Below are 14,391 nucleotides of genomic sequence, written 5' to 3' on the forward strand. Positions count from 1 at the left end.
GAAACCGCGCGGCTGTGGAACACCTGTGCGGCAGGATGGGTGCATGAATCGTCGCGCGCGCGTCCTGCCGCTCCTGCTGACCCCTCTGCTGCTCACCGCGTGCGGTACCGAGAAGGCGTCCGAAACCCCGGCCGCCGCCGCTTCCGAACAGGCTCCCGCCACCACCGCCGGAACACCCGCCGAACTCAACTCCAGGGCCGAGGCGATGGGAACGGCCCCGGAACTGGTCTACGTCACCACGGTCCCCGGCTTCACCCTGGCCGAGCAGTCCGTCGGCGTGCTCGGCGACGACGGCTTCTCCGCCGCCTACACCGACGGCTCGGGGGCCGTGGTCCGCCTCGGCGTCGAGCGGGGATCGATCACCGAGGAGACCTGCCGCAGCCGGCCCGTCGGCCACACGAGCGGCGGCGGACGGACCACCTGCGAGCGCGACGCCGGGACCTGGTACCGGACGGGCGGCGGGGAGCACGAGTACGCCGTGCCGAAGGACGGGCACGTGCTGTGGCTGTCCGCCGGGACGGACTCGGTGCCGCGCGCGGTCCTGCGCGAGGCCGCCGTCTCCGCCCACCGCCCCGACGCGGCCGAGGCCGCCGAGACTCTTCCCTCCCCGCGTCCCGACACCACGCCCGTGGAACGCGGCGACCTGCCCCCGTTCGGCGACGGCGCACCCGACAACAGCGTGGACATCGGCGGCTGAGCCGCCCCCGGAGAGCACTATCCCCGCGCGGGCAGCGCCCCGCTCTGTTCGGCCTTGCGGTGGCGCGCGCTCAGGCGGGAGCCGGACTCGCGGCGGGCGGCGCGGCGCAGGAGGGGAACCGCGAGGAGGAAGCCGAGGACGGCCCAGGCGGTCAGGACCAGGGCGACCATGGGCAGTTCCCAGGAGCCGGCCACCTCGGCCGCCCGCGCCGAGTCCGGGAACAGCGCCGAACGCAGGCCCTGCGCCATCCACTTGAGCGGGAAGACGGAGGCCACCTGCTGCACCGGCACCGGCAGCGCGGTGATCGGGAACACCGCACCCGACGTCACCAGCAGCCCCATCGTCGGCAGCATGATCAGCGCCAGCGCCTCGCGCGGGTTGGGCAGCACGGCGCCGATCGCCGCGCCCAGCGGTACGACGGCCAGCAGCCCGAGCGTGGTGACCCACAGCAGCGTCAGCCAGCCGCCCGGCCCATCCGGCAGCGGCCCGTCCACCAGGACCGCCGCCGACAGCAGGAGCAGCGCCAGCGTGCCGACCGCCGTGCCGACGACCAGCATGCACTTGGCGATCAGGTAGGCCGGTATCCCGCCGGGTGTGGCGCGCAGCCGAAGCAGGGCGCCCTCCTCCCGCTCGGTCACCAGCATCTGCGGGAGGTTGACCAGCCCGACCTGGAACAGCAGGTAGGCGGCGAACCCGGCCAGCACCAGGTGGGCCATCGGCGTCTGGGTGCCGGGCACGTCGTCGCTCATGTAGGCGGCGACGGCCAGCGCGACGGCCACGTTGGTCAGGTGGCCGGAGAGTTCCTTCGGGTTGCGCAGGAGCTGGCGCAGCTCGATGCCGCCGCGCTGGAGACCGGCGCGCCGGTAACCACCCGTCATGTGTGTTCCCTTCATGCTGCCCGCGCCTCCCCGTCCGTGCCGTTGTCCGCCCGGTGCACCATGTGCAGGTACGTGTCCTCCAGGGTCGGGCGGCGGACCTCCAGGCCGGGGATCGGCCCGGCCGCGTCCCGGTGGAGTTCCCAGACCAGCCGTGAGGGGTCCTCGGTGCGTTCCCGGCGGGGCGTTCCGTCGTCGGCCGTCCAGCGGACCTCGGCCCGCGCGGCGGCCCGCCGGGCCAGTTCGCCGGGGGTGCCGAGGGCGCGGATGCGGCCGCCGACCAGCATGGCGATCCGGTCGGCCAGCCGCTCGGCCTCCACCAGGTCGTGGGTGGTGAGCAGGACGGTGACGCCCTCGTCGCGGGCCAGCCGTTCCACCAGGAGGTGGAACTCGCGCCGCGCCTCGGGGTCGAAGCCGGTGGTCGGCTCGTCGAGGAAGAGCAGCTCGGGGCGGCCGACGATGCCGAGGGCGACGTCCAGCCGCCTGCGCTGGCCGCCGGAGAGCCGGTTCACCTGCCGGCCGGCCTGGTCGGCGAGACCGACCAGCGCCAGCAGTTCGGCCGGGTCGCGCGGGTCGGGGTAGTACGTCGCGAAGTGCCCGAGCAGCTCCGCGACCCGCCAGCGGGGGTGGTCCCGCCAGGACTGCAGCACCAGCCCGAGCCGGCCCCGCCAGGCGTCGTCGCCGCGCTCCGGGTCGGTGCCGAGGACGCGCACGTCACCGGCGGACCGTCGCCGGAAGCCCTCCAGGATCTCGACGGTGGTGGTCTTCCCGGCGCCGTTGGGACCGAGCAGGGCGAAGACCTCGCCCCGGCGGATGTCCAGGTCGACGCCGCGCAGGACGTCCACGTCGCCGTACGTCATCGTCACCTCTCGGGCCTCGACGACGAGGTCGTGCCCGGTCGCTTGCCGGTGCGTCATCGTGCGGCCTCCGTGGGAAGGCGCTGTTCCGCCGGACCGGTGGGCGGGGCGGGCCGGGCGCCCTCGACGATCGCGCGGAGCGCCGCCACGTGCCCCTCGAAGGCGGTGCGGCCACGGTCCGTCAGCCGTACCCTGGTGCGCCGCTTGCGGCCGGCGCCCTCCTTGCGGAGCTCCAGGTACCCGGCCTCCTCCAGCGTGTGGAGCTGCTTGGAGAGCGCGGAGTCGCTGAGCGAGAGGCTGTCGCGGACGAACGGGAAGTCCGCCCATTCCGTGGCCGCGAGCAGCGCGACCACCGACAGCCGGGTGGCGGGATGGATCAGCTCGTCGAAGCCTGCGGGAGTGCTCACCGGCCCGCCCCCTCGGTGGCCCGCCGGCCGGCCCGGGCGCGCAGCGAGCCGGTCGACCACCGGGTCACCGGCCCGACGAACAGGACGAACACGGCCACCGACACGGTCGCCCTGATCAGCGCCCCCGTCGTCGGCTCCAGCGGCTCGACCAGCCGGCCGGACAGCAGGACCGTCCCCCCGGTCGCCACCGCGCCCCCGGCGAAGGCGGCGAACGTCCGCCAGTCGCACCGCGAGTGGTGCAGCTGCACCCGGCTCCTCCGGTGCAACGCCCTGGCCAGTACGGTCACCACCGCGCAGTAGCCGGCGAGCGCCAGCCAGACGCCCCACTGGGGCAGATCGAGGCTGATGAGGGCCAGAAAGCCCCACATGACCGCGGCCATCGCCCAGGTCGCGCCGGGCTTGCGGGACGCCGACCGCTCGACCTCGTCGTACACCCGCTCCTGCGGCACGCGGATGCGCTGCAGGTCCCTCCAAGCCTGTTCGGCATCGACCGGTGTGCTCACGGCCACCGCCTCCCCGTCCGTGTTTCCGTCCAGCGTTACTTTCCCGCCGGGAAAGTTACCGCTGACTTTCCCAGCAGGCAAGTCGAGGCCGGGCGGTGCGGGGCGGGCGGGTCGTCAGTGCTCGTATGCGACGACGGTGTCCAGGCCCGCGTGCTTCAGGGTCCGGTGAACGGCCGGACGGGCCCCGCGCACGGTGATCGTGACCGGTTCCTCGGCCCGGGTCGCCGCGCGCAGCAGCGCGTAGGCGCACGCCAGGTCGATGTGCGCCAGCCCGCTCATGTCCAGCGTCCAGGCGGTCGGCGCCGCCAGACGGTGATCGAGGAGCAGCTCCTCCAGTACGCGCAGCGCGGGGGCGTCCAGATCGCCGGAGAAGGCCAGCACGGCATGCCGCCCGTCCGCCTCGACGATCCTCACGGGGGCGACGGTGCTCGGGGGACGAGGGTCGACGGTCACGACGGCCTCCTCGGCGACACAGGGTGGGCGTACGTGTGGGCGTGCGTCTCCCATTGTCCCCCAGCCGCGCCGGGAACGAAGGCCCGGAATAGTCCCGGGCGCCTCAGCGCTTTGACATGAGCGGTACGACGGTGCGGCGAAGGGCTGGTGAGCGCTGATGTCAGGCCGGACGAATCCCGTGGTCCGTACGCCCCACGGGGCCGTGCGCGGCAGGTACGAGCACGGTGTCGCCGTTTTCCGGGGCATCCCGTACGCCGCCCCGCCCTTCGGCCCCCGCCGGTTCCGGCCCCCGGAGCCGCCCGAGCCCTGGGACGGAGTACGCGACGCGACCACATTCGGCCCGACGGCACCCAAACCCCCGTACTCCGACGCGTTCGCCCGCTACCTCTCCGACCCCGCCGTCCCTGGCGACGACTGCCTCAACCTCAACGTCTGGACGCCCGACCCGGCCCCCGCCGCCCGCCTGCCGGTCCTGGTCTGGCTGCACGGCGGCGCCCTGACCAGGGGCTCCTCCGCCGTCCCCGTCTACGACGGCCGCACCTTCGCCCGCGACGGAGTGGTCTGCGTCTCGATCAACTACCGACTGGGTGTCGAAGGCTACGGCCTGTTCCCCGACGCCCCCGCCAACGCGGGCCTGCGCGACCAGCTCGCCGCCCTGGAATGGGTGCGGGACTCGATCACGGCCTTCGGCGGCGACCCCGGCCGGGTGACCCTCGCCGGTCAGTCGGCCGGTGCGATCAGCACCGGCGGCCTCCTCGCCGCCCCGCGCGCCCGGGGCCTGTTCCGGCGGGCCGTGCTCCAGAGCGGCGCACCCGAGGCCGCCGACCGCGACAAGGTACGGCGCATGGTCCGCCGCATGGCCTCCCGCCTCAGAATCCCCGCCACCGCCGAGGCCTTCGCCGCCGCCGACCGGGCCGAGCTGCTGCGGGCCCAGGCCGACGTGGGCCGGTTCAGCAGCCCGGTACTGGGCGGGCCCGCCTTCGGGATCGTCGTCGACGGGGACGTGCTGCCGCGCGACCCGCTGGAGGCGCTGGTCGACGGCGACGCGGCGCCCGGCGTCGACCTGATGATGGGCTGGACCCGCGACGAGTACCGGCTCTGGCTGGTCCCTGGCAGCCTCCTCGAACGCGTCGACCGGCTCGGCGCCGTCGCCCTCGCCGGAGCCCGCGCCCGCTGCCACTGCGGCAACGAGGTCGTACGCGGCTACCGCGCGCTGCGCCCCGCCGCCGGCGCCGCCGAGACCGTCGGCCAGCTGGTCACCGACCACCTGCTCCGGCTCCCGATGCACCGGGTGGCCGACGCACGGCCCGGCTCCTCGTACGTCTACGAGTTCGCCTGGCCGTCCAGCCTGCCCGACCTCGGCGCCTGCCACGCCCTGGAGCTGGGCTTCGTCTTCGACTCCGGGCACCATCCGGACGCGCGGCGGCTCGCGGGCGAGGGTGCTCCGCAGGAACTGGCCGACGCGATGCACGGGGCGTGGGTGCGGTTCGTCGAGACCGGCGACCCGGGGTGGCAGGCGTGGGACGCCACGCACCCCGTGCGGGTCTTCGGGGACGGCACCCCGCACACCGCGTACGGTCCGCGCGACGCGGAGTTCGACCTGTGGAAGGCCGACGTCACCATCCGAGGAATGCGGTCCAGGCTGCTGGCGCGACGGTGACTATGTCTCCGACGGTTGTTTTGGAATCGCGGATGTGGATGGCGGTGGGGGCGGTGGCGATTTCGACGCAATTGCCGCCTTCGCTTCCGCTGTAGCTGGACTTGCGCCACTCGTAGGCGACTTCGAGGCAAGCCCCGCCTTCGCTTCCGCTGTAGCTGGACTTGAACCACTCAAGCGCAGTGCCGCTCATTGCTCTCCCAGAAGACGGTCCAACATGGCCCTCGTGTCCTCGGTGTTGAGGGCTTGCGTCCGCAGCATCGCATACTTCTGTGTCAGGATTCCCACGCCGTCGGGGTCACCGATCAGTTGGCTGCCGCGTTGCGTTTCCATGTATGCGAGCCGCTGATAGTCCGGAGTTTCGAGCAGGATGAACGGCCCGTCGAGACCTGCGTGCATGGTGCGGCCGAGTGGCAGGATTTGCAGGGCCACGCCAGGCACGTCGGCGCACTCGCGCAGCGTCCTGACCTGCTCGACGTACACCTCCTTTCCGCCCAGTCGATCCCGTAGCGCTGCTTCCCAGATCACGAAGCTCGTCGTGGGTGGCACCTTGCGGTGAAGGATTTCCTGGCGCTCGATCCGTGACGCCACCAACTGCTCGATCGAGTCCTCGTCGTACACAGGCACCCGGCTGCGGAAGACCGCCCGCGCGTAGCCCTCGGTCTGGAGTAGGCCGGGGATCGCCAAACCCTCGTACCACGAGATCGCAATCGCCTCCCGCTCCCGATCCAAGTACTCCTCCGCCCACAACGGAACCAGATCCACCTCCGGCATCTTGCTCAACGCAGTTGACAACGCACCCTTGGTGTCCAGGAGTTCGTCGAGCTGCTCGGCGAGATCCGGCTTCAGTGGGCGCCTGCCCTGTTCGATCGACGCGATCTGCTGCTCGCTGATGACGAACCGTTCGGCCAGTGACCTCTGGGTGTACCCGGCGGCCTGGCGGTAGAGGGCGAGCAGCGCCCCCACCATCTTCATCGCGGAGGCGTTCCTCCGTGTCGTCGTGCCCATGAGGTCGAACTCCCCACCCGCCCGCGTACGTTCACCGTCGCGCACCCGTACGGACCGGCTGTACGGCCGTGCGCTCTGTCTCATCATGACCACGGAGCGTGACCATCGTCACGTGAACAACGAAAATCGACCCCCGTCCCCGCGCGAGCGCTTCTACCGCCGAGAGCGCCGGTCCGTCCCCGCCGCACGGGCGTTCGCGCGTGAGGCGCTCGCCGCATGGGGTGTGCGCGAGCGCGCGGACGACGTCGTGCTGTGTGTCAGCGAACTGGCCACCAACGCGTTGGTGCACGGCGTACCGCCCGGCCGGGGCTTTCTGCTGCGGCTGCTGCCTTGGGGCGCGGGCGGCGTACGCGTCGAGGTGCACGACAGCGGGGACGGCGTACCGGCCGTGCCGCAGGCGGACGTGCGCGAGCCCGGCGAGGGCGGTCGGGGGCTGCTGCTGGTGTCGGAGCTGGCCGACAAGTGGGGCGTGGGGGAGCGGGACCCCGGCAAGGTCGTGTGGTGCGAGCTGGGCGTCCTCAGCTCTTCGGAGTGATCGGGCCCGACTCGAGATGGGAGACGTCCGGGGACGTGCCGCCGCCGTCCTGGCCGATGATCACCGCCACCAGGCAGCCGGCGGTGATCGCCAACAACGCGGCGAAGCCGCCGAAGCGCCTGACATGTCGGCGTGTCGCCACAGATGTTCCTCCTCTGCCGGGTCTGGCGCGGCATCTTTTCCGCCCGCCGGGCTTCCCCTGTGTACGGTGTCAGGTCGGCACGGCCCCGCGCAACGTCTCGGCCGTCGCCGAAGTGCCCCCACCGCCTCGGACGTCGTCATGCTGACCCTCCCCGACCTGACCGCCGGTCCCGTCCCGGTGCTGCGCCGTCCGGAACCGGCTGCCGAGGCGACGGCACAGCAGCAGCTGGACGACGTGGTCGTCTGCGACGCGCGCTGGCGCCTGCCGCCGGAAGACGCTCCCCGGGTCCGGGCGGGGCTGGCCGTGCTGCCCACCGGCCCGGAAGGCGCGGGACCCGAGGACGCCGGGGCGGCGCTGCGCCAACTCGCCCGCGCGGGAGTCGTCGCCGTGGTTCCCGCACCCGCGACCGCCCCGGCGCGCGAACTGCTGGAGCAGGCCGACCGGGCCGGGCTGCCGGTGCTGCTTCCCGCCGGGCCCTGGGACGCCCACGAGACACTGCGCCGCGTGCTGCGGCGGCAACTGGCGGTCGAGCGGGAGACCTGCTCCAGCGCACGCGGCTGTATGACGGCCAGCCGCGCCCACTCCGCCCCGCCCGGCTCGGCCAGCACCACGGGTCCGCCGGTGACGGCCGCCACCTCCCGCACCAGCCGGGCCGGACCGTCCGCCTGCTCCGGAGCGCACGCGGAGAGTGTCAGTACGCGCGCGGACGCCTGCGCGTACTCGGTCCGGGCGGGCGCGTACGGCCTTCGCGCCGTACGACGACGGGCGGGAGCTGGTGCTGCACGCGGTGGGCCGCGACCGGCCGCACCGGGTACTGGCCGCCGTCCTGCCCGGCGGCGGCCCGGCCCACCTGCGGCAGCTGCTGGCCCACACCGCCGGGCAACTGACGCTGCTGGACGCGGCGCTGCGCAGCCGACGGGACCGTGAGGTGCTGCGCACCGCGCTGCGGGGCATCCGCGTCTCGGTGCTCCAGTACCTGATGCTCGGCAACTGGGAGGGCGCCGTACGCGTCGCCGAGCCGCTGGCCGGACTGGGCGCCGCCGAGGCCGGGGTCGGTGAGGTGCTGGCCGCCGGACGCGGGGTGGTGGCCGTCCTCCAGTGCGCGCCCGGGGAGGACCGCACCGGGGCCGCGTACGCCTGTGAGGAGGCGGTGGGCGGCGGGGGACTGGTGGTGCCGTGCCCGGCGGACCCGCGGCACGTCATCGTGGTGCTCCCGCAGGACCCGGACGGCACGGCGCCGTTGGCGGTGCTGCGCCCGGTGGTGGGGCAGGCGCCCGGACGGTTCGCCGGTGTGTCCGGGCCGCGGCCGTGGTCCCAGACGGCCTCCGCCTACGGGGCGGCCGTGCGCGCGCTGACGGCCGCCGAACGCGACCCGGAGCGGATAGTGCGTGACTTCGGCGGGTCCTCACTCCTCGCGTTCCTCTCCCCGGGGGCGCGGGTCTGGTCCCGTCAGGTCTGCGGCGGGCTGCGGAGGCTGACGGAGGAGCAGCGCGCCCAGGCCGTGCCGACCGCCCGCCGGGCCCTGTCGTACGGGGCGCTCAGGGCCGGCCGGCTGCTCGGCGTCGACCGCACCACCGCCAACAAGCGGCTGCGGCTGGTCCTGGAGGCGATGGGACTGGACCACCGACAGGTCACCCACCGCGCGGTCGCGGACCTGGCCTTCCAGCTCGCCGACCTGCCCGAGCCGCCGGACGACGCGGCGAGCGGCTCCGGGGCCGGACTGCGGTCGCTGCTGCGGGAGGCGCCGGTCGTGGAGTGGGCGACCCGTGAACTGGCCGTCCTGGACCACCCGGAGGACGCCCCGCCGGACGGCAGGTTCGGCTGCGCGGACGAACCGGAGTGCTGCGGAGCCTCGGCCCGGCGGCTCCTGGCCACCTGGCTGGGCCTCAACTGCCGGGCCGGCGCGACGGCCGAGGCGCTGGGCATGCACCGGAACACCTTCGCGGCCCGGCTGCCGGTGCTCGGAGCCCGGCTGCGGCTGCCGTTGCGGGACCAGGGAGCCGCGCCCTACCAGGCGCTGTGGCTGCTGGTGGCCGCCGGGCACATCCCGGTGACCGGCATACCGGACCCGACTGACCCGGCCGCCTGACCGGGCCCGCACCGCGCACCTCACCTGCACACGGGGCCGCCTCGGATGCACGAGGCGGCGCGGCGGGCGGCATGCCTACGATCCCGGCGTCCGGGCGACGGACGCGAAGAGCAGGCGCCGAAACGGTCCGCCGGTGCGTCCAATTGTCCCCGCCCGGCCCAGCCACACCGCCACACCCACCGCATCCCACGTGCGGAGAATCAGGAGACAACACGTGCGCACCTTCCTGCGCAGAGCCGCCGTCACCGCGACCTGCCTGGGCGCCCTCGGCGGCGCGGTGGTCGGTACGGCCGCCCCGGCCATGGCGGCGTCCTGCAACACCACCACCAAGTCGGTCGACGACCGCGGGTACACCGGCCCCTGGCCGGACAACTGGACCATGAAGGCCACCATGTGCTCCTACCGGTCCGGCAGCTACATCTACAGCTACGCCAAGCTGTCCTGGGACCGGCCCGCCTCCTACGGCAACGCGCCGCACCTGATCTTCGACGCGGCCAAGTTCCGGGTCGCCCTGAAGAAGAGCGTCTCCGGGGCGACGGACCCGGTCCGCTACCGCCGGGACTTCGGCATCGAGGGCCGCCTGGAGGACGGGGACGGCTCGTACACCACCTCGACCATCCGGTACGCCATCTCGCGCTACGCCCTCGGCGACGGCGCCTGGAAGCTGAACTGGAACAACGACGGCGACGGCTACAAGACGTACCGCGTCACCGCCTCCCCTCGCGTGTGAGGAGCCCCGGCGGCACCGTCACGTCACCGGGGTCCGGTGGAACGGGCGGTGCCGCCGGCCCACCACAGAACAGTCAGCACCCCTGCCAGCATCACCACCCCGGCGGCGATCACCCGCCCCAGCCCGCCCCCCGCACCGCTCACCGGAACCAGCGCGGCACCCAGCACGACGCCCGCCCCGGCGCAGGCCGCGACCGCCTCCGCCCACACGCGCCGGGCCCCGCGTCCCCAACGCCACGGCCACGTCTCACTCGTCACCAGGTAGGCGACCAGCAGACCGGCCACGCAGGCACCTTCCCACCAGGCCGGATCGCCGGAGGACGCCGCGACGGCCACGACACCGCCCGCCAGCACCGTCGTACGGTGCCGCAGCAGACGGTACGACCACCGTGCGGACTCCAGCGACGGGCGCCGGTCCAGGGACGGCGCCGCCCATACCGCGCACGCGACCGCACACCCGAACAGGACGGCGCCCGGCGCACCGCCCACCGTCGCCCACGGCCGCCACGCCATCACGAGGGCCGCCGCGCCGAGCACCCGCACCGGCAGGGTGTCGGCCCAGTACCCCAGGTACTCGCGGAAACCGACCCGTGCGTCGAGCATCGTCATCCCGCGCGCCCCCTCCCACCGACCCGGCCCGACAGCAGCGGCGCCAACGCCAGGTCCAACGACTCACCCACGACGTGCCGCACCACCGGCACCCCGCTGTCCCGCAGGGCGAAGCGCATCGCGTCCCGCTCCGCGTGCCACAGCCGCAGTCCCAGCTCGCCCGCCGTGTCCCCGGGTTCGACCTGCGGGTCGCCGCTCGGGATCTCCACGACGACCGGGCGGCGCCCGCGCTCCTGGAGATCGCGCAGCACCTTCAGCATCCGTGCGTCGCTCAGCGGCGTGAACACGTACACGAGCGCTCCCTCCGGCAGCGCGGGCGGCGGCAGTCGCTCCAGGCCGGGCGCGTCGAAGCGGCGGTCCTTGCGGACGTCGAGGACGCTCTCCACGATGCGGTAGAACGCCGCGTCCCCGGTGCCCGGCGCCAGCCACCGCGTGGTGCCGCCGGTCGAGACGACCCCCACCCGGTCGTGGGTGCGCAGGTAGGCCCGGGTGAGTCCGGTGGCGGCGCGCACCGTCTCGTCCAGGGACGACAGCCCGGTCACCGGGTCGACGACGTCCCCGAACGCGTCGATCAGCATCACCGTGTCGGCGGCCCGCTCGGCCGCGAAGCGGTGCAGTTGGACGGACCCGCGCCGGGTCGTCGACGGCCAGTGGATGCGCCGCTGCCGTTCCCCGGGCACCCAGGGGGCCACTCCGATGACCTCGATCCCCTCCCCGGCCTGCGGCGAGGCGTGCTCGCCGAGCCGCTGCGGCAGCCGTACCGGGATCGGGGTGAACCGCGCCTGCGCGGCGTGCGGGAAGACGGCCACCTCCTGCTCCGCCACCCGCACGGTGCGGCGCACGGTGCCCCCGGCGTCGTACACGTCGAGGTCGACCGGGCCGACCGACCAGCGGCCCCAGTGCAGCGCGGTGTGGCGCAGCGTGACGGTCGACGGGCCGACGACCACCTCGTCGAGCCGCAGGCCGGGGCCGAGCGTGACGCCGGGGTCGAGGCGTACGGCGTCCCCGTCGTGGGCGACCGAGACGCGCAGGGTGACGGTGTCGCCCTCGAAGCAGCGGCTCGGCTCGACGGTCGCCGTCGTCTCGACGCGCCGGGGGTGGGCGCGGGGCAGCGAAAGCGCGAGCAGCACCAGCGGTGCCGCCGCGAGCGCCAGCAGCCACGCCCGGCCGGTGAGCAGGGCGGCGGACAGCGCGACGACGGCGACGGTCAGCAGGCGCAGCGTCCGCTCGCTCGGGCGCGGCCCGCCGGGCGGCGGGGGCGGCGGCTGGGCCGGGTCGGTGCGCCCCTCCAGGGCGCGGACCACACCCGCGTCCGGTGGCGGCGCGGTCATGACGGGGCGTTGGCGGCGGTGGCGGCCGTCCGCCGGGTCGTCGGCGTGCCGACACTGCCGACGATCTCGCGCAGCACGTCGTCCGTGGACACCTCGCGCACCCACAACTCGGGCCGCAGCGACACCCGGTGGGCCAGCGCCGGCACCGCGAGGGCCTTCACGTCCTCCGGGACGACGTAGTCGCGGCCGTCCAGCACGGCGCGGGCGCGCGCCAGCTGGACCAGGGCGAGCCCGCCGCGCGGTGAGGAGCCGATGCTGATCTGGGGGTGGTCGCGGGTCGCGCCGACGAGGGCGACGGCGTACTCCAGCAGGTCGTCGTCGATCTCCACGCGCTCCACGACGGCGCGCCACGCCCTGACGTCGGCCGGCCCCGCGAGTCTTTCGAGGACGGCCTCGGGCGCGGCCCGGTCGATCCGGGCCCGCAGCATCGCCAGTTCCTGCCCGGCGGTCAGGTAGCCCATCCGCACGCGCAGCTGGAACCGGTCGAGCTGCGCCTCCGGCAGGGAGTACGTGCCCTCGTACTCCACCGGGTTGGCGGTCGCGATGACGACGAACGGGTCGGCGAGCGGGCGGGTCTCGCCGTCCACGGTCACCTGCGACTCGGCCATCGCCTCCAGCAGCGCGGCCTGGGTCTTGGGCGGCGTCCGGTTGATCTCGTCGGCGAGCAGGAGGTTCGTGAAGACGGGTCCGGGGTGGAAGACCATCTCGCCGGTGCGCTGGTCGTACAGCGGTGTTCCGGTGACGTCCGACGGCAGCAGGTCGGGCGTGAACTGGACGCGGCGGAAGTCCAGGCCGAGGGTGGTGGCGAAGGACCGCGCGAGGAGGGTCTTGCCGAGCCCCGGCAGGTCTTCGAGGAGGACGTGGCCGCCGGCCAGTACGCCCAGCATCACCTGTTCGAGGGCGTCCGGCTTGCCGACGACGGCGCGGCCTATCTCGCGCAGTACGGCGCCGGCCTGCTCGCCGACCTGTTCGGCGGTGCGAAGCGGGGGCGTGGGGTCAGTCGTCACGTCGCTTGTTCCTTACCGGTGCGGGGTGCGGGGTGCGGGGTGCGCCGAGGGTTTCGAGGCGGTCGACGAGGCGGCGCAGTACGTCGACGGGGACCTGGCCGTCGGGTCCGGTCCGGGGTGGCTCGGGCCCGAGCCACGGCCACAGCTCGGGGCCGATCAACTCGGCCGCCCGCTCGGGCTGCTGGTCGAGCGAGACGTGGTGGTGCTCGGCGAGCGCGGCGGCGTACAGGTGGCGCAGCTCGGGCCGGAGCACCGCACGGTAGTAGAGGGCGCCGTCGGGCCCCGTCGCGGTCCCCACGTTCCGTCGCCACTCGCCCATGCCCGGCGCCCGCGTCCGCAGCAGCCGCACCTCGTCCCGGCGTCCGGAGTCGAAGGCGTCCGCCCCGGCGACGTACCGGGTGACGACCAGCGCCACGACGACGAGCAGGGCGAGGAGGGCGCCGGCCGCCCCGGGGCCGTCGAGGAGCAGGACGAGCAGGACGCCGGAGCCGGCGACCGCGCCGCCGAGCACCCCGAGCCGGCCCAGCGTGAGCATGTCCCCTCCGGGGGTGTCGGGGGTGTCCTCCGCCGGCCGGTTCACCGCGCGTCCTCCCGTTCCGCCAGCAGCGAGTCGATCTCCTCCAGGGCGTCGGCCGCGGCCTCGCGGTGGGAGGCGTCCATCGGGTGGGAGGAGAAGCGGGCCTCGCGGAACAGCGCGGTCAGGCGCGGCGCGGCCGGGCCCGGCGCCAGCCCCGCCGTGACGGCGCGGTCGAGCAGGTCGGCGGGACTGTCGGAGGCGTGCCGGGGCACGCCGGAGGCGACGAGGGCGTCCTCCATCCCGGCGTAGCAGGCGATGACGGCGGCGCGGGCGTCACCGGTGTCGGCCAGGGCGCGGCGGCCCGACCGCACGGCGGACAGGAGCAGACGCGCGTCGTCGTCCTCGGCCACCGGGGCGGTGCGGCCGGGGCGTTGCGGCACCCTGAGCCCCAGCCGTCGCAGCCGCGGTACGACGGCCATCACGACGAGCACGACGACCACCGCGGCCAGCAGGCCGAGCACCAGGTAGAGGGCGAGTGACGCGTCGTGCCCCGGGTCTCCCCGTTCCTGTCCGGGCATCGGCTCGCCGGGGACCGGCTGGGTGGGGAGCGGCGTCGGGACGACCGGCGGCGGGGAGGGCTGGGCGCCGCCGGTGGAGAACCGGTGCAGGACCAGGGCCAGGACGCCGATGACGCCCGCCCCGGCGAGCAGCAGCGGCGCGGCGAGCTCCCGCAGCCGTTCCTCGCCCGGCGGCAGCGCGGCACGGTAGCTGTTGAACCGGGGACGCAGGCGCTGGACGGCCTTCATGACCGCGACCGCCCAGGCGACGGACGCCCCGATCGCGACGAAACCCCAGTGGCCCAGCGGGCCCTTGCCGTCGGAGTCCAGCAGCCCCTCCTCGGGCCGCAGCACCAGCGCGGCCACCGCCAGCGCCGCGACCACCCCGGCGGCTGCCACCGCCCCGGGCACCGCCCGC

Annotated in this window: 19 protein-coding genes; 6 read left to right on the forward strand and 13 right to left on the reverse strand. The window is 74.5% G+C overall.

Features of this window, described 5'->3' with window-relative positions; translation table 11 throughout:
- Positions 1 to 43: 43 nt before the first annotated feature.
- On the forward strand, positions 44 to 697 hold the full coding sequence (locus AMK11_RS33885) for a hypothetical protein (RefSeq protein ID WP_073731959.1): 654 nt from the start codon (positions 44 to 46) through the stop codon (positions 695 to 697).
- A 17-nt stretch (positions 698 to 714) separates the two neighbouring features.
- Here AMK11_RS33885 and AMK11_RS33890 read toward each other — a convergent pair whose 3' ends face one another.
- The 5 genes from AMK11_RS33890 to AMK11_RS33910 all read right to left on the reverse strand — a co-directional run bounded on the left by AMK11_RS33890 (position 715) and on the right by AMK11_RS33910 (position 3,792).
- Positions 715 to 1,590: an ABC transporter permease gene (locus tag AMK11_RS33890; RefSeq protein ID WP_241847137.1), complete on the reverse strand. Its 876-nt coding sequence runs from the start codon at positions 1,588 to 1,590 to the stop codon at positions 715 to 717.
- On the reverse strand, positions 1,587 to 2,489 hold the full coding sequence (locus AMK11_RS33895) for an ABC transporter ATP-binding protein (RefSeq protein WP_073731961.1): 903 nt from the start codon (positions 2,487 to 2,489) through the stop codon (positions 1,587 to 1,589). The genes AMK11_RS33890 and AMK11_RS33895 overlap by 4 nt, the downstream gene beginning before the upstream one ends.
- Positions 2,486 to 2,836, reverse strand: coding sequence for a transcriptional regulator (locus AMK11_RS33900; RefSeq protein WP_073731962.1), 351 nt, complete (start codon positions 2,834 to 2,836; stop codon positions 2,486 to 2,488). Before AMK11_RS33900 ends, AMK11_RS33895 begins: the two co-directional genes overlap by 4 nt.
- The gene (locus AMK11_RS33905) at positions 2,833 to 3,339 is read right to left on the reverse strand and encodes a hypothetical protein (RefSeq protein WP_073732010.1); all 507 of its coding nucleotides are present in this window, start codon (positions 3,337 to 3,339) and stop codon (positions 2,833 to 2,835) included. Before AMK11_RS33905 ends, AMK11_RS33900 begins: the two co-directional genes overlap by 4 nt.
- A gap of 114 nt (positions 3,340 to 3,453) precedes the next feature.
- Positions 3,454 to 3,792, reverse strand: a complete 339-nt coding sequence (locus AMK11_RS33910) for an STAS domain-containing protein (protein ID WP_073731963.1) — start codon at positions 3,790 to 3,792, stop codon at positions 3,454 to 3,456.
- Positions 3,793 to 3,949: 157 nt separating this feature from the next.
- Between AMK11_RS33910 and AMK11_RS33915 the strand changes: the two genes are divergently transcribed.
- The gene (locus tag AMK11_RS33915; protein ID WP_073731964.1) at positions 3,950 to 5,452 is read left to right on the forward strand and encodes a carboxylesterase/lipase family protein; all 1,503 of its coding nucleotides are present in this window, start codon (positions 3,950 to 3,952) and stop codon (positions 5,450 to 5,452) included.
- On the opposite strand, the gene AMK11_RS33920 is transcribed toward AMK11_RS33915, so the two are convergent.
- Together AMK11_RS33920 and AMK11_RS33925 are read right to left on the reverse strand one after the other, a co-directional pair.
- The gene (locus AMK11_RS33920; RefSeq protein ID WP_073731965.1) at positions 5,409 to 5,642 is read right to left on the reverse strand and encodes a DUF397 domain-containing protein; all 234 of its coding nucleotides are present in this window, start codon (positions 5,640 to 5,642) and stop codon (positions 5,409 to 5,411) included. The two genes, AMK11_RS33915 and AMK11_RS33920, sit on opposite strands and share 44 nt — an antisense overlap.
- A complete protein-coding gene (locus AMK11_RS33925) occupies positions 5,639 to 6,457 on the reverse strand; it encodes a helix-turn-helix domain-containing protein (RefSeq protein WP_073732011.1) in 819 nt (272 codons plus the stop codon). Before AMK11_RS33925 ends, AMK11_RS33920 begins: the two co-directional genes overlap by 4 nt.
- An 85-nt stretch (positions 6,458 to 6,542) precedes the next feature.
- Here AMK11_RS33925 and AMK11_RS33930 point away from each other — a divergent pair, with 85 nt between their 5' ends.
- Positions 6,543 to 6,992 (forward strand): ATP-binding protein, encoded by a 450-nt coding sequence (locus tag AMK11_RS33930; RefSeq protein ID WP_079187859.1) that lies wholly within the window; start codon positions 6,543 to 6,545, stop codon positions 6,990 to 6,992.
- Here the strand turns inward: AMK11_RS33930 and AMK11_RS38050 are convergent.
- Complete coding sequence (locus tag AMK11_RS38050; RefSeq protein ID WP_158071007.1) at positions 6,976 to 7,134, reverse strand: hypothetical protein; 159 nt, start codon at positions 7,132 to 7,134, stop codon at positions 6,976 to 6,978. The two genes, AMK11_RS33930 and AMK11_RS38050, sit on opposite strands and share 17 nt — an antisense overlap.
- 138 nt (positions 7,135 to 7,272) lie before the next feature.
- Here AMK11_RS38050 and AMK11_RS38875 point away from each other — a divergent pair, with 138 nt between their 5' ends.
- The 3 genes from AMK11_RS38875 (at position 7,273) to AMK11_RS33945 (ending at position 9,953) form a co-directional block, all read left to right on the forward strand.
- Positions 7,273 to 8,061: a PucR family transcriptional regulator ligand-binding domain-containing protein gene (locus AMK11_RS38875; RefSeq protein ID WP_241847138.1), complete on the forward strand. Its 789-nt coding sequence runs from the start codon at positions 7,273 to 7,275 to the stop codon at positions 8,059 to 8,061.
- A 682-nt stretch (positions 8,062 to 8,743) separates the two neighbouring features.
- The gene (locus AMK11_RS39060; RefSeq protein WP_274535690.1) at positions 8,744 to 9,223 is read left to right on the forward strand and encodes a helix-turn-helix domain-containing protein; all 480 of its coding nucleotides are present in this window, start codon (positions 8,744 to 8,746) and stop codon (positions 9,221 to 9,223) included.
- Between the two features lie 214 nt (positions 9,224 to 9,437).
- Complete coding sequence (locus tag AMK11_RS33945) at positions 9,438 to 9,953, forward strand: hypothetical protein (protein WP_073731969.1); 516 nt, start codon at positions 9,438 to 9,440, stop codon at positions 9,951 to 9,953.
- Between the two features lie 23 nt (positions 9,954 to 9,976).
- On the opposite strand, the gene AMK11_RS33950 is transcribed toward AMK11_RS33945, so the two are convergent.
- Genes AMK11_RS33950 through AMK11_RS33970 form a run of 5 tightly spaced genes read right to left on the reverse strand, consistent with a single transcriptional unit; the run spans position 9,977 to position 14,372 of the window.
- A complete protein-coding gene (locus AMK11_RS33950; protein WP_073731970.1) occupies positions 9,977 to 10,561 on the reverse strand; it encodes a hypothetical protein in 585 nt (194 codons plus the stop codon).
- Positions 10,558 to 11,892, reverse strand: a complete 1,335-nt coding sequence (locus AMK11_RS33955; protein ID WP_073731971.1) for a DUF58 domain-containing protein — start codon at positions 11,890 to 11,892, stop codon at positions 10,558 to 10,560. Before AMK11_RS33955 ends, AMK11_RS33950 begins: the two co-directional genes overlap by 4 nt.
- Positions 11,889 to 12,899 (reverse strand): AAA family ATPase, encoded by a 1,011-nt coding sequence (locus tag AMK11_RS33960; protein WP_073731972.1) that lies wholly within the window; start codon positions 12,897 to 12,899, stop codon positions 11,889 to 11,891. Before AMK11_RS33960 ends, AMK11_RS33955 begins: the two co-directional genes overlap by 4 nt.
- Positions 12,889 to 13,479 carry a hypothetical protein gene (locus AMK11_RS33965; RefSeq protein ID WP_107429771.1) on the reverse strand — a complete coding sequence of 197 codons (591 nt, stop codon included), beginning with the start codon at positions 13,477 to 13,479 and terminating at the stop codon, positions 12,889 to 12,891. The genes AMK11_RS33960 and AMK11_RS33965 overlap by 11 nt, the downstream gene beginning before the upstream one ends.
- The gene (locus tag AMK11_RS33970; RefSeq protein ID WP_241847139.1) at positions 13,476 to 14,372 is read right to left on the reverse strand and encodes a DUF4129 domain-containing protein; all 897 of its coding nucleotides are present in this window, start codon (positions 14,370 to 14,372) and stop codon (positions 13,476 to 13,478) included. The genes AMK11_RS33965 and AMK11_RS33970 overlap by 4 nt, the downstream gene beginning before the upstream one ends.
- Between the last annotated feature and the right edge of the window lie 19 nt (positions 14,373 to 14,391).

Source organism: Streptomyces sp. CB02414 (assembly GCF_001905385.1).
In the GTDB taxonomy this organism is placed as follows: domain Bacteria; phylum Actinomycetota; class Actinomycetes; order Streptomycetales; family Streptomycetaceae; genus Streptomyces.